General features: G+C 55.6%; 14 protein-coding genes. 8 read left to right on the top strand and 6 right to left on the bottom strand.

Annotation, left to right across the window (positions count from 1 at the left end):
- Window positions 1-500 precede the first annotated feature (500 nt).
- Window positions 501-1,700: a tyrosine--tRNA ligase gene (gene tyrS / locus BM395_RS20850; protein ID WP_069902640.1), complete on the bottom strand. Its 1,200-nt coding sequence runs from the start codon at window positions 1,698-1,700 to the stop codon at window positions 501-503.
- A 223-nt stretch (window positions 1,701-1,923) separates the two neighbouring features.
- On the opposite strand from tyrS, the gene BM395_RS20855 reads away from it, so the two are divergent.
- Together BM395_RS20855 and BM395_RS20860 are read left to right on the top strand one after the other, a co-directional pair.
- The gene (locus BM395_RS20855; RefSeq protein ID WP_090515377.1) at window positions 1,924-3,330 is read left to right on the top strand and encodes a peptidoglycan DD-metalloendopeptidase family protein; all 1,407 of its coding nucleotides are present in this window, start codon (window positions 1,924-1,926) and stop codon (window positions 3,328-3,330) included.
- A 4-nt stretch (window positions 3,331-3,334) separates the two neighbouring features.
- Window positions 3,335-4,426, top strand: a complete 1,092-nt coding sequence (locus BM395_RS20860) for an anhydro-N-acetylmuramic acid kinase (protein ID WP_090515379.1) — start codon at window positions 3,335-3,337, stop codon at window positions 4,424-4,426.
- Between the two features lie 73 nt (window positions 4,427-4,499).
- Here BM395_RS20860 and erpA read toward each other — a convergent pair whose 3' ends face one another.
- The 4 genes from erpA to argC form a co-directional block, all read right to left on the bottom strand.
- Window positions 4,500-4,850: an iron-sulfur cluster insertion protein ErpA gene (gene erpA / locus BM395_RS20865; protein WP_069902671.1), complete on the bottom strand. Its 351-nt coding sequence runs from the start codon at window positions 4,848-4,850 to the stop codon at window positions 4,500-4,502.
- 77 nt (window positions 4,851-4,927) lie between these two features.
- Window positions 4,928-5,338 carry a bactofilin family protein gene (locus tag BM395_RS20870; protein WP_069902637.1) on the bottom strand — a complete coding sequence of 137 codons (411 nt, stop codon included), beginning with the start codon at window positions 5,336-5,338 and terminating at the stop codon, window positions 4,928-4,930.
- A gap of 15 nt (window positions 5,339-5,353) precedes the next feature.
- Entirely contained in the window at window positions 5,354-6,079 is a 726-nt protein-coding gene (locus tag BM395_RS20875) for a DUF6776 family protein (RefSeq protein WP_244529025.1), read from the bottom strand.
- Window positions 6,079-7,113 (bottom strand): N-acetyl-gamma-glutamyl-phosphate reductase, encoded by a 1,035-nt coding sequence (argC, locus tag BM395_RS20880; RefSeq protein ID WP_090515381.1) that lies wholly within the window; start codon window positions 7,111-7,113, stop codon window positions 6,079-6,081. Before argC ends, BM395_RS20875 begins: the two co-directional genes overlap by 1 nt.
- A 132-nt stretch (window positions 7,114-7,245) precedes the next feature.
- Here argC and hemJ point away from each other — a divergent pair, with 132 nt between their 5' ends.
- The 4 genes from hemJ (at window position 7,246) to BM395_RS20900 (ending at window position 10,663) form a co-directional block, all read left to right on the top strand.
- Entirely contained in the window at window positions 7,246-7,674 is a 429-nt protein-coding gene (gene hemJ, locus BM395_RS20885; RefSeq protein ID WP_090515383.1) for a protoporphyrinogen oxidase HemJ, read from the top strand.
- Window positions 7,675-7,737: 63 nt separating this feature from the next.
- On the top strand, window positions 7,738-8,694 hold the full coding sequence (locus tag BM395_RS20890) for an NAD(P)H-dependent flavin oxidoreductase (protein ID WP_090515385.1): 957 nt from the start codon (window positions 7,738-7,740) through the stop codon (window positions 8,692-8,694).
- A 146-nt stretch (window positions 8,695-8,840) separates the two neighbouring features.
- Entirely contained in the window at window positions 8,841-9,794 is a 954-nt protein-coding gene (locus tag BM395_RS20895) for a DUF805 domain-containing protein (RefSeq protein WP_090515387.1), read from the top strand.
- A 77-nt stretch (window positions 9,795-9,871) separates the two neighbouring features.
- Window positions 9,872-10,663, top strand: coding sequence for an SDR family NAD(P)-dependent oxidoreductase (locus tag BM395_RS20900; RefSeq protein ID WP_069902631.1), 792 nt, complete (start codon window positions 9,872-9,874; stop codon window positions 10,661-10,663).
- A 9-nt stretch (window positions 10,664-10,672) separates the two neighbouring features.
- Here BM395_RS20900 and BM395_RS20905 read toward each other — a convergent pair whose 3' ends face one another.
- Entirely contained in the window at window positions 10,673-12,157 is a 1,485-nt protein-coding gene (locus tag BM395_RS20905) for an AAA family ATPase (protein ID WP_170860634.1), read from the bottom strand.
- Window positions 12,158-12,242: 85 nt separating this feature from the next.
- Here BM395_RS20905 and BM395_RS20910 point away from each other — a divergent pair, with 85 nt between their 5' ends.
- Together BM395_RS20910 and coq7 are read left to right on the top strand one after the other, a co-directional pair.
- Window positions 12,243-12,581 carry a histidine triad nucleotide-binding protein gene (locus tag BM395_RS20910; protein ID WP_090515392.1) on the top strand — a complete coding sequence of 113 codons (339 nt, stop codon included), beginning with the start codon at window positions 12,243-12,245 and terminating at the stop codon, window positions 12,579-12,581.
- 109 nt (window positions 12,582-12,690) lie between these two features.
- Window positions 12,691-13,338: a 2-polyprenyl-3-methyl-6-methoxy-1,4-benzoquinone monooxygenase gene (coq7, locus tag BM395_RS20915; RefSeq protein ID WP_069902628.1), complete on the top strand. Its 648-nt coding sequence runs from the start codon at window positions 12,691-12,693 to the stop codon at window positions 13,336-13,338.
- Window positions 13,339-13,446 lie beyond the last annotated feature (108 nt).

Below are 13,446 nucleotides of genomic sequence, written 5' to 3' on the forward strand. Positions count from 1 at the left end.
AATTAATGTAAGGTAACTCTCGAATTAACGAGTGTTGCTTTGTGATGCTGATAATCTGTTGACTATCAGTCTTACCTCACAAGCACCCACACGAATTGCTTGATTCAGTTGTTAAAGAGCGGTTGGTTAAGTCTTTCGTCTCAACCGAGGCGCGCATTCTACAGCAGCCTCATGTTCTGTCAAGCTGTTTTTCGAAGAATTTCTTCAATCTACTCAACCACTTGCGCTTCCGATCAAACCAGCTTCTCGTCAGCGGGAGGCGCATTCTACAGCGTTCAAACTCGCTGTCAACACCTCGTTTTCTACCGCTTTCGATCACCGTAGCGATCACTCTAAAAGGCTTTAAAACCACCTTTCAGAGCCCGACGCATTCTACACAGCTTTCGCTGTTTTGCAACCCCTCTTTTCAAGCTAACTTCTTGTTTTCTAAGAAGTTTTCCGAGAGGTCGACGCCGGAAGAGGTGCGCATTATAGGCACCTCAGTTTTGCCGTCAAGGGTTTTATTCGGCTTTCAGGCTAATCCGTGCAAACGACTTCTTACCAGCCTGGCAGACATGAGTTGCGCCCAGCTTGAACAGGAAGGAGCGATCTACAACCTGACCATCAACACGCACACCGCCAGAACCCAACAAGTCACGCGCTACTGCCGCGTTCTTTACCAGACCTGCCTTATTAAGGAGAGCGGCAATCGGCATGTCTTCGCTCGCAGCCAATTCGACCTCAGGAAGATCTTCCGGCAGCTCGCCATCTTTCATGCGGTTACCCGCAGAGCGATGAGCATTAGCAGCCGCCTCTTCTCCGTGGAAACGTGCAACGATTTCTTCTGCCAGCTTGATTTTGATGTCGCGCGGATTCGCACCGTTTTCGACATCCAGCTTGAACTGATTGATTTCATCCATTGAACGGAAGCTGAGCAGCTCAAAGTAACGCCACATCAACGAGTCAGGCATCGATACCAGCTTGTTATAGATAGTGCCCGGTGCTTCCTGAATGCCGATGTAGTTGCCCAGCGACTTGGACATCTTCTTCACACCGTCCAGACCTTCAAGCAACGGCATGGTCACGATGCACTGTGAAGACTGGCCGTAAGAGCGTTGCAATTCACGCCCCATCAGCAGGTTGAACTTCTGATCGGTACCGCCCAACTCGACATCGGCCTGCAACGCCACAGAGTCATAACCCTGCACCAGCGGGTAGAGGAACTCGTGAATCGCAATCGGCTGATTGGTGGTGTAGCGCTTATTGAAGTCATCACGCTCAAGCATGCGCGCAACGGTGTATTGCGACGCCAGCTTGATGAAGTCGGCAGGCGTGAGCGTCTCCATCCAGGTGGAGTTGAAGGCAACCTCGGTCTTGGCCGGATCCAGAATCTTGAACACCTGCGCCTTATATGTCTCAGCGTTGGCCAAGACCTGCTCGCGCGTTAATGGAGGGCGTGTAGCGCTCTTACCGCTTGGGTCGCCGATCATGCCAGTGAAGTCACCGATCAGGAAGATCACCTGATGACCCAACTCCTGGAATTGACGCAGCTTATTAATAAGCACCGTATGCCCCAGGTGCAGATCAGGCGCCGTTGGGTCGAAGCCCGCTTTAATGCGCAACGGCTGACCGCGCTTGAGCTTTTCGACCAGCTCGGACTCAACCAAAACCTCTTCTGCGCCGCGCTTTATCAGCGCCAGCTGCTCTTCAACCGACTTCATGGCAGGACTCTTAATCACTCAAAACGAAAGGGAACCAACGATACAAGATAACGGACAAATAACAAGTTTTGCCAACAGCTAGTCAGTCTGCGGCGTGATAGCACTGTAACAGGGTTGCCTCACAGGCATTTTGGTTATATTTTATACAGTTAGTGCATATTCATCATGTAATTCATCTTTTCCATATTTTTCTTTTCATCTCTTCAAAGTCAAAAGTAGCCATATGACCCATAAAATAAGCACGGCGCCACCCCTGTACCCCAAAACCCACATTTTGGCTGCCAGCGGTGTCGCCGCTGTGCTGAGCCTCGCCTTGTTAGTGTTCCCCACACGTGAAGTAGAAGCCAAGAAGACCTACCTGGGCCTTGAGCTAGACGCCCCAACAGAACAACTGCTTAATAATGAAGACCTTCCGGAGAAGCTTGAGGCCCCAATCCTCGCCTCACCTTTCGCGCAGATAGAAGGCGATTCAGCAGACGCAAAAGAAGTCGCCCTCAAGGAAATCTCTCCAGAGCCGCCTGAAGACCCCACGCAAAAATCCATCACCGTTGCGAGTGGCGATACGCTCTCGACCATCTTCGAAAAAGTTGGTCTTCCAAACAGCACGCTGCATGACGTGCTGCAAAGCGATAAAAACGCCAAACGTTTCGCCAAGCTGAAAGTAGGCCAGACCCTTGATTTCAAACTGACCGAAGACGGCCAACTCGAAAGCATCGAGTGCCAGGTAAGCCAACTCGAAACCATCCGCATGGAAAAGAGCACGGACGGCTACGCCTTCAAGCGCGATATGCTCAAGCCGGAAGTCCAGTCTGCCTATGCCCACGGTGTAATCACCGACTCGCTGTTTGCCTCAGCCCGTCGCGGCGGCCTTTCACACAACCTGACCATGGAACTGGCGAATATTTTCGGCTACGACATCGACTTCGCAATGGATATCCGCAAGGGCGATGAGTTTGAAGTGATTTACGAGAACAAGGTGGTAGACGGCAAGAAAGTCGGCACCGGACATATCCTCTCGGCACGCTTTAAAAACCGCGGCAAAACCTACACAGCTGTTCGTTATACCAACCAGCAAGGCAACACCACCTATTACACAGCCGATGGCGGCAGCATGCGCAAGGCCTTCATCCGCACGCCAGTTGACTTCGCCCGCATCAGCTCGCGCTTTTCCAACGGTCGCCGCCATCCCATTCTGAACAAGATCCGCGCCCACAAAGGCGTCGATTACGCAGCACCCCGTGGCACCCCGATCAAAGCGACTGGCGATGGCAAGATCGTCCTTGCGGGTCGTCGTGGCGGTTACGGTAATGCTGTAATCATTCAGCACGGCCAACGCTACCGCACGCTTTACGGCCACATGCAGGGTTTTGCCAAGGGTATTCGCACTGGTGGCTCGGTCAAGCAGGGTCAAATCATCGGCTATATCGGCACAACCGGCCTCTCTACCGGCCCACACCTGCACTATGAGTTCCAAGTGAACGGTGTACACGTCGACCCGCTCAGCCAAAAGCTGCCGATGGCAGACCCGATTGCCAAAAAAGAGAAGGCACGTTTCATGAAGGTCAGCCAACCGTTAATGGCGATGATGAACAAAGAGCACGAAACCATGCTCGCGCTTAACAAGCGTTAAGTTCATGCACCGCTATTTCGGGGTCATGTCGGGCACCAGCCTCGACGGCCTGGACATTGCCCTGATCGAACAGGGCAATTCCACTCGCTTAGTTGCCACCCACTACATCCCGATGCCGATTCAGCTGCGCGCAGACATTCTTGCTCTGTGCGCAAGCGGCCCGGATGAACTGGCCAGAGCGGCACTCGCCGAACAACAGTGGGCGCAGCTTGCAGCGCAAGGCATTGACGCAATACTCCACGAGCAGAACCTGAACCCTGAAGATATCCGCGCCATTGGCAGCCACGGCCAGACTGTGCGCCACGAACCGGCACGCGGCTTCACAGTTCAGATCAGTAACGCTCCTTTGCTTGCAGAATTGACCGGTATTTGCGTGGTCAGCGATTTTCGCCGGCGCGATGTCGCCGCTGGCGGTCAGGGCGCCCCTTTGGTGCCGGCCTTTCATGAGGCGGTGTTCAATGCGGCGGGGGGGTTGCGCGCAGTTCTCAACATTGGCGGTTTCAGCAACCTGACGCTGCTGACACCTGACGCCGAGGTTCGTGGCTTTGATTGCGGCCCCGGCAATGTTTTGCTCGACGCCTGGATTGGCCGACATCAGAACGCCTGTTACGATCAGGACGGCAACTGGGCGGCCACAGGGCAGGTGCAAGCGCAATTGCTCAACGCCTTTTTGCAGGACAGCTTCTTTGCCACCCAAGGCCCCAAAAGCACCGGCCGTGAGCTGTTCAATATCGAGTGGCTAGATCAGCACTTGAGCAGACTGCCATCCTTTCGCCCTGAAGATGTGCAAGCCACGCTGCTTGAACTGACTGCTCAAACCATCGCCAAAGCCTTGCTCAGCGCTCAGGCTAAAACCGAACAATTACTGGTTTGCGGCGGCGGCGCACGTAACATCACGCTGATGAACCGCCTTGCAGCCTTGCTCCCAGACTGCAGCGTTTGCGCGACCGATACCCACGGCGTTCCTGCTGACTGGGTCGAGGCGATGGCCTTTGCCTGGCTCGCCCATTGCTGCCTGGAAGGCATACCCGCAAACCGCCCAAGCGTTACCGGTGCCAAAGGCTTGCGGATACTCGGCGCCATCCACCCGGCCTGAGCCTTATTACCCCACATACAAAAACGCCGCACTGATTAGCGCGGCGTTTTTGGTGTGACTCAAGCAAGCATAATCAGATCGAGAATGAAGAACCGCAGCCGCACGTAGTGGTTGCATTCGGGTTATTGATCACAAAGCGTGAGCCTTCCAACCCTTCCTGATAATCCACTTCGGCACCTGCCAAGTATTGAAAACTCATCGGATCAACTACCAGGCTAACGCCTTCGCGTTCAATGATGGTGTCATCATCTGCGACTTCTTCATCAAAGGTGAAGCCATACTGGAAACCAGAGCAGCCGCCACCTGTAACGAATACGCGCAACTTCAGACGAGGATTTCCCTCCTCATCGACCAGGCTCTTCACCTTGCTCGCTGCACCTTGGGTAAACAGCATTGCTGTAGGGGTGAAGGTTTCGACGCTCATGCTGACTATCTCCCGGCGCCAGGCGCCATACTGCATTGATGCCGTGCATTATCCGCTTACCCTACAAATGCGGTCAACTATTCTGCGATTTCTAGGCTCTCGGGTAATTCCAACGGCTTTACATGTTCTTTCAGGTGGCAAAGATTACCTTCGATTTGGGCGCCCATTGCCATCTCCATCAGACCATAATAGAGATTACCGCATACGCGTGCACGCGCGCCGAGCTCGAGATGCTCGCTGGCATAAACATCGCCAATCACTTCACCGTCAATAACTATATGGGGTGCGCGAACCTCACCTTCAACCTTGCCTTCGACACTGACGCGGATCATTCCCTCAGTAGTCAGTAGATTCCCTTCTACCCGACCATCAACCTGAACAGCTCCCATAAAGCGCATTTCGCCAGACAACGATGCACCCGCGGCTATGAGGCTGGTTTTGCCAGTAAATCGCTGCACGTCAACCTTCTTCTTTTCTTTGTTCCACATGTGGGCCACTTACTCTTAATCGATCCATTTGAATGTGCGTTCCAAAGGTTTCTCACCTTTGACTTCGGCGCGCACTCGAACCTGAGCGGGCACGAAGCCTTCAGGTATCTCCAACTCGGCGAAGCGTCCTGCCTCGGGAATTGACTTAAAGTGTTTGAAGGTGAAGGGCAACGACTTGCCATCGAACTGCCCCGCCGCCTCTGTCGTCAGCTCGGACAGTTCAAGCTTGGCTGACTTGCCAGCCTGCTTGCCCTCAACCGTAATCCGCAGTTGGCCGCTTAAGGGTTTGTCATCCTTACCCACCCGACTGAGGAGTATCTTGTAGCGATAATTGCGTGGCTTTTCCGTGGACTGCAGCTCAAAAGTGCCAATTCGCAAGCCGTCTTGACGACTATTGGGCGCCAGCACTCCTTTATAGGAAGCCAAATCCTGCTGCAGTTTGAAAATCTGCTCTTCAAGAAGCTTTATCGACAAGCGACTTTGCTCATTGGCCTGCAGCGCAACCGTTTCGCCACTGGCCGCTCTGGCCAGGCTCTGCTTCAACTGCTCGATCTCGGCGTCTTGCTGGGCAACCCGTGCTTGCAGCGGTTTTACCTGATCGTTCAGGGTCTGCATTTGCTCGTCATGCCAATAGGCGCCGACCATGAATGCAGCCGGAATCGCCAGCAGCGCAACCGTTAGCGCAACGCGCAAGCGCCCGGTACGACGGGCGCCACGCGGATGAACCTCCCAGCCTGCCATCAGGGCAACATGGCCGCATGCGCAAGGCCGGCATTCTCTTCCAGACCAAACAGAATGTTCATGTTCTGCACGGCTTGACCAGAAGCGCCTTTGACCAGATTGTCGATGACCGACAAGATCACCACCAAGTCGCCATCTTGCGGACGATGCACGGCGATGCGGCAAACGTTGGCGCCACGCACGCTGCGTGTTTCCGGATGGCTGCCAGCTGGCATCACATCCACAAAAGGCTCATTGGCATAACGCTTTTCGTACAGCGCCTGCAGATCTACCGAACGGTCGACCACGGTTGCGTACAGCGTCGCGTGAATACCGCGAATCATCGGCGTAAGGTGCGGTACGAATGTCAAACCAACCTCATGCCCCGCAGCGCGGCGCAGGCCCTGACGAATTTCCGGCAAGTGACGGTGACCTTTGACACCGTAAGCCTTCATGCTTTCGCCCGCCTCGCTGAACAGCGAGCCAACACTGGCGCCACGCCCGGCGCCGCTGACGCCGGATTTGCAGTCAGCAATCAACCGATCGGTATCAGCAAGCCCTGCTTCAAGCAGCGGCAGCAAACCCAACTGAGCCGCCGTCGGGTAGCAGCCAGGCACGGCAATCAAACGAGCTTGCTTGATCGCGTCACGATTGACTTCCGGCAGGCCGTAAACCGCCTCACCCAAAAGCTCAGGAGCGCCATGTGGTTGGCCGTACCACTTGGCCCACTCATCGGCATCGGCCAGACGGAAATCGGCAGACAGGTCGATAACCTTGGTGCCGGTCGCCAGCAAGTCGGCAGCCAGTGCGTGCGCTACGCCATGCGGGGTTGCGAAGAACACCACATCACAGGCGCCCAGCGTGGCGACGTCCGGCACACTGAACGCAAGCGTTGGATAATGGCCGCGCAAGTTCGGGTACATCTCGTCCACTCGCATACCGGCTTCGGAGCGCGAAGTAATGACTTCAACCTGGGCCTGCGGGTGCTGCGCCAACAGACGTAACAGCTCGACGCCGGTGTATCCGGTTCCACCTACAATCCCAACCTTGATCATTGCTTGCCCCTTACGATAGCGCTGAAAAGATGCTGATGATAAGGCCGCAGCCGCCGCGGGCCAACCGCCATTGATGACGGATGCTGTACAGGCCTCTACTATCTGCCTATCTATTTGCCAAGGTGTTACCCAATGCTCTATTTGTGGCTCAAAGCTCTGCACATTATTGCGCTGGTCTGCTGGTTTGCCGGACTGTTTTATTTGCCACGCCTGTTCGTCTATCACGCCATGAGCGACGACCAGATCAGCCGCGACCGTTTCTGCACCATGGAGCGCAAGCTGTATCGCGGCATCATGACCCCTTCGATGATCGCAACCGTGCTGCTGGGCATCGGCCTCATCAGCCTCAATCCCGGTTTCTACTTTAGTCAGGGCTGGATGCACGCCAAACTGAGCCTGGTCGTGTTACTAGTGATCTATCACTTCATGTGTGGCGCACAAATGAAGCGTTTCGCGCGTGGCGAAAATCAGCGCACCCATGTTTTTTACCGGTGGTTCAATGAAGCGCCGGTTCTGGTGCTGCTCGGTGTGGTAATCCTGGTTGTGGTGAAACCCTTCTAGACCGCTTCGCGTTCATTAACCGCCGCCAAAGAGCAACTATTCACAGACATTGAAGGAAACTTTATGACTTTGCCCGCCTTGCTCGAAAACAAACTCCGTCTGCCTCTGGTCGCAGCGCCGATGTTTCTGGTGTCGAACCCGGACCTGGTGCTTGCCTGCTGCAAAAATGGTGTCGTTGGCAGCTTCCCCGCACTCAATCAGCGCGAAAGCTCCGGCTTCAAGCAATGGCTTGAGCAAATAGAAGCGGGCCTTACCCCAGACAGCGCGCCTTATGCGGTCAACCTGATCGTGCACAAGAGCAACCCACGGCTGCAGGCTGACCTGGCCATTTGCATCGAACACCAGGTGCCCATCGTGATCACCAGCCTGGGCGCGGTCAAAGAGCTGGTAGATGCCGTGCATGAATATGGCGGCTTAGTTTTCCACGATGTCACCACGCGCCGTCACGCCGAGAAGGCTGCCGAGGCCGGCGTTGATGGATTGATTGCCGTTGCTGCCGGTGCGGGCGGGCATGCCGGGACCTGGAGCCCGTTTTCGCTGATCGCCGAGATTCGCCAGTTCTTCGATAAAACCCTGTTGCTTTCGGGCTGCCTCAATCATGGCCACGAAATCCTCGCTGCACAGTTGCTCGGCGCCGATCTGGCCTACATGGGCACCCGCTTTATTGCGACCACCGAAAGTGACGCGCAGCCTGAATACAAGCAAATGATTCTCGGCGCCAAAGCGGCAGACATCATCCATACCCCGGCGGTGTCCGGCGTACCTGCCAGTTTTATGCGCCAAAGCCTTGAGCAGGCAGGTTTTGACCTTAACCAATTGCAGAACAAGGGTGAGATCAATTACGGGGAGAAACTCAAACCCATCAGCGATGAAGCAAAAGCCTGGAAAACCGTCTGGTCTGCTGGTCAGGGCGTTGGCGAAATCAGCGATGTTCCCGACACGGCAGAATTGATTGCACGACTGGACCGTGAATATCAGGCCGCGCTCAACCATGCTCAGGCACTCAAGGCTTCGCACTGAAACTAACGACTTGAGTTGATGGCAATCTGCTACATTTTATCGGCTGCCGACAACCGTCCAGCGTTACAAACCAGCGGTGCCATTACCGCTGGTTTAGCATCAAGCAATCACATCAATAGAGTTCTGCCGCAGAGAAGGATGCTCTTATGAATCAAGCCCGTTATAAAATTGTTTTCAGCGGCGAGCTTATGCCTGACGCCGCGTTGGATACGGTGAAGGGAAACCTGGCCCGGCTGTTTAAAAGTGACGTCAGTAAAATCAATGACCTGTTCAGCGGCAGGAATGTCGCGATCAAACGTAATCTCGCCGAAAGCGAAGCTGATCAATACATCAGCGCCTTGCAGCGTGCCGGTGCAAGGGTCCGCAAAGAGCCTGAACTCAGCGAAAGCCTCAGTTTAATGGCAACCGATGATCATGGCGCGCCTGCAGCGGCGGCCGAGTCAGCCGAGCAAATGACCTGCCCCAAATGCCAGCACGTTCAACCCAAAGCGGACGAGTGCAGCGCCTGCGGCATCATCATCGAGAAGTATATCGCCCGCCAGGCAACCCTGACCGACAGCGCCCCGGCGCAGAGTAGTGACGCCTCGGCAGTAGCGCCCGCCTCGCCTTACGCGCCGCCAAAGGCCAACGTTACTGACAACATGCCCGAGTTCGGCCAACTCAAAGCCTTCACCACCAATGGCCGGATTGGCCGTCTGCGTTATCTGGCCTGGACACTGGTCATGCTGCTTGCCAGCACACCGCTGCTGGGTGTTGCGGCGGCAGGCTACGCCATATCCGATCTGTTCGGCAGCCTGTTGGTTGTACTTGCGACCATTGCCGTGTTCGTGATCGCGATTCAGATAGGGGTGCAGCGACTGCATGACATTGGCTGGTCTGGCTGGCTCTTGCTGATCAATATTGTGCCGGTGGTGGGCAGCGTGTTCGCCCTGCTGATGGTGGTAATGCCCGGAACCAATGGCGCCAATCGCTACGGTCCGATGCCGCCGCCCAACAGCACCGCGGTTAAAGTGCTGGCCTGCTTGTTCTTGCTGGTACCGTTGAGCGGCATCATTGCTGCCATCGCCATGCCAACTTTATTTTCCGCCTATGCGCCTTAATCGATAAGCTATGCACTGTCTCCATTTGGAGGGGGACGCCCCGAACAGGGTTAAACCAACTGCAACATGGAGACAGCATGACTCAGTACGCACTTGTTACAGGTGCATCCAGTGGAATTGGCCTGGCACTGGCCGAGGCGCTCGCAAGACGCGGACGCAACTTGATTCTGGTCGCCCGCAAACGCCCCGCCCTTGAGAGTATTGCCAGCGAGCTGGCCATGCGTTTCTCGGTCGAGGTTCTGTTTCGCGTTTGCGACCTGAGCGAGCCACAACAAGTCACCGGTTTGCTATTCGAACTGGAAGAGCAAAACCTGCGCATCGACCTACTGGTCAACAATGCCGGCATCGGCACAGCTGGCGCGTTTGTCGCTCAGGACTGGCGCCGCGAGCAGCAATTACTGGAGGTCAACGTACTGGCACTGGCGCGCCTGTGCCATTCCATTGGCAACATCATGGCGGGTCAGGGCAGCGGACAGATACTCAATGTGGCATCAGTCGCCGCCTTCCAGCCGGGCGCGTGGATGAGCAACTATTACGCGAGCAAGGCTTACGTGCTGCACTTTTCCGAAGGCTTGCGCGAAGAGCTCAGCCGCTACGGCGTCAGCGTTTCAGTGCTGTGCCCCGGGCCGACCAAAAGCGCATTCTTTCGCAGCGCAGAGCTGGATATCAGCGGCATTGAAAACAGCAAGTTGATGATGAGCTGCGAAGAAGTGGCGCTGATTACCGTGAAGGCACTGGCAAAGCGCCGGACCATCATCATTCCGGGCTGGCGCAATCGACTGCTGGCACTCTCGCCGCGCTTTGCCCCACGTTGGCTGGTGCGCAAGATCAGCGCGAAGATCAACCAGCGCGTGGGCAAGATCGCTTAGCGAGACCGTTCAACCATCGGCGCTCACCGTTCTGCCACGCGCCCAGTCACGCAGCGCCGTGATCTGCTCGGCCATCACCACCGAAAGCGGCGCGGTTGCCTGAATCGCCTGCACCAGCAGCGCCTGATCGACCGCGCGCTGCTGGGCTTGCGCCATATACAGCGCACTGACAATCACCTGCTCAATCTCGGCTCCGGAAAACCCTGCGCTGGCCGCAGCCAATGCGACCAAATCGAAATCAGCCGCGGCCAGTTCGCGCCGCAGCAAATGGATGCTGAAAATCTGCTCGCGTATCGCACTGCTGGGCAGGTCGACAAAAAACACCTCGTCAAACCGGCCCTTACGCATCAGCTCCGGCGCCAGCTGGTCGATGGCATTGGCGGTCGCCACCATAAATACCGGTGCCGTGCGCTCCGCCATCCATGTCAGCAAAGTGCCCAATACCCGCTGGCTCACACCGCCATCGTTATCGCCGGTCGCCAGCCCCTTCTCGATTTCATCGACCCACAGAACGCAGGGCGACATTTGCTCGGCAAGCTTCAAGGCATCGCGCAGATTACGCTCGGTCTCGCCAAAGAACTTGTTGTACAGCGCAGCAATATCCAGGCGCAGTAGCGGCATGCCCCACATACCCGCGACAGCTTTGGCGGCGAGGCTTTTACCGCTGCCTTGCACACCGAGCAGCATAATGCCCTTGGGTAAATCGGTGGCCGAGGCGCTCAAAAATGCGCTTTGCCGGGCTGCCAGCCAACTCTTCAGATTGCTCAGACCGCCCACTTCGGCAAAGCGTGCGGTTTCATACTCGAAACTCAATACACCATCGAGATCGAGCAGTTTGAATTTGGTCTTGTTCAGTTCGGGCAAGTCTTCCTGCGTAATCGCGCCGTCATCGCAAATCACATTTCGCGCCAGCACGCGCGCCTCGGCATGGCTCATACCGCGCAGATTCTTCACCACCTGCTGCAAGGTTTTATTGTCGGTGCGCACCCGCACATTACGGTTGCGCTCGCTCCAGCTCGCCGCCTCCTCTCGCACGATCGCCAGCAACTCATCTTCCGAAGGCAAGGCCAAAGCAAATCTGGCGGCATAACGCTGCACTTCAGCGGGTAACTTACAGGCATGTGAAACCAGCACCAGCGTGGGTTTATGCGCGTCCTCGCTCATGGCTATTTCTTTGAGCAAGCGCACCAACTTGGGGTTATCGCTGAGAAAGGGATGCAGATCGCACATCACATAAAGGGTTGGCTGCACATCGGCCTTGATCAGCCGCAGCGCCGCTTCCGGCTCTGTACTGTTGTGCTGATCAGCGCCGTCCGTGCCAAAGCCAAGACGCTGTAAACCCTCGGTAACGGACCAAAGCACAATACTCAGCGCGCGCCTGACGGCTAGACTGGTAAGGGTTTCAAGGACGCGACGCTCATCCCATGACTCGATCAAGATCAGTTTGACCTTGGAATCCAGAACTAAACCAAGGTCATGAATATCGTTTCTCAAGCTGAAATCCTTAGCTGGCGGTGGCTCGCACGTGCGATCTGCACGACGGTTTAAACCCAAGTTCCTAACAGCCCGGGAGGTTTTTATGGACTGTCTGTTCTGCAAGATTGTCAGCGGTGACATCCCTGCGCAAAAGATTTATGAAGACGATCAGATACTCGCCTTCAACGATATTAGCCCGCAAGCGCCAGTGCACTTTCTGGTTATCCCGAAAAAGCATATCAGCACGCTCAATCATCTGACCGCAGATGATAAAGAGCTCGCCGGGCATATTCTCCTGACGGCTCAACATTTGGCAAAAGAGTCAGGGTGCGAAGCGGGCTTCAGGGTTGTAATGAACTGCGAAGAGCACGGTGGCCAAACGGTTTACCACATTCATATGCACGTGCTCGGCAAGCGTCAAATGACCTGGCCACCGGGCTGATTGCTCAACAAGGACCACGCCCACTCACGGGCAGGCGCTGATCTCGATCAAACCTGACGCGCGGGTTTAGAGTAAACTGTGCGCTGTTGTTTTCGTCGGAGATATTCTCATGGCCCAAATGCGTCACTACTCCCCAGTCGACCGCCTGCTGCTGCAAGCAGATACGGCGCTGCGCACGTTGTTGCCATTCAGTGGCCAGCCAAGCCGACCTTCACCCGCCATCGTGCAGCCCGAGGCAGAGCTTGATGCCGAGCAAACCCAGCATATTGCCGGGCTGATGCGCATCAATCACACCGGTGAGGTGTGTGCTCAGGCGTTGTATCAAGGCCAGGCATTAACCGCCAAACTGCCACATGTGCGTGAAGCCATGGAGCAGGCCGCCGATGAGGAAATTGATCATCTGGCGTGGTGTGAACAGCGAATCCGCCAACTAGGCAGTCACCCAAGCGTACTCAATCCGTTGTTTTACGGTTTATCGTTTGGCATCGGCGCATTTGCAGGCCTGGTCAGTGACAAAGTCAGCTTGGGATTTGTTGCTGCCACAGAAAATCAGGTGGTGAAACACCTCGATGATCACCTGCAACAAATTCCCGCCACAGACGAGAAGTCTCGCGCCATTCTTGAACAGATGCGTGAAGATGAAGAACATCACGCCTCAAGCGCAATTGAGGCCGGTGGCTTGCGCTTTCCTGCGCCGATAAAGCTGGGCATGTCCTTGTTGTCCAAAGTGATGACCAAAAGCACTTACCGCATGTAATCATCGACGGGCTCAGGACTGCCTGAGCCCGTCCTGAAACCTCGTATTTTCTTGTAGTCTTTTTCCGCGCAACTGTTACAGCCCGCCCTGCCCCCGGCAAACTCTCTA

Source organism: Pseudomonas marincola (assembly GCF_900116605.1).
GTDB classification, from domain to species: Bacteria; Pseudomonadota; Gammaproteobacteria; order Pseudomonadales; family Pseudomonadaceae; genus Aquipseudomonas; species Aquipseudomonas marincola.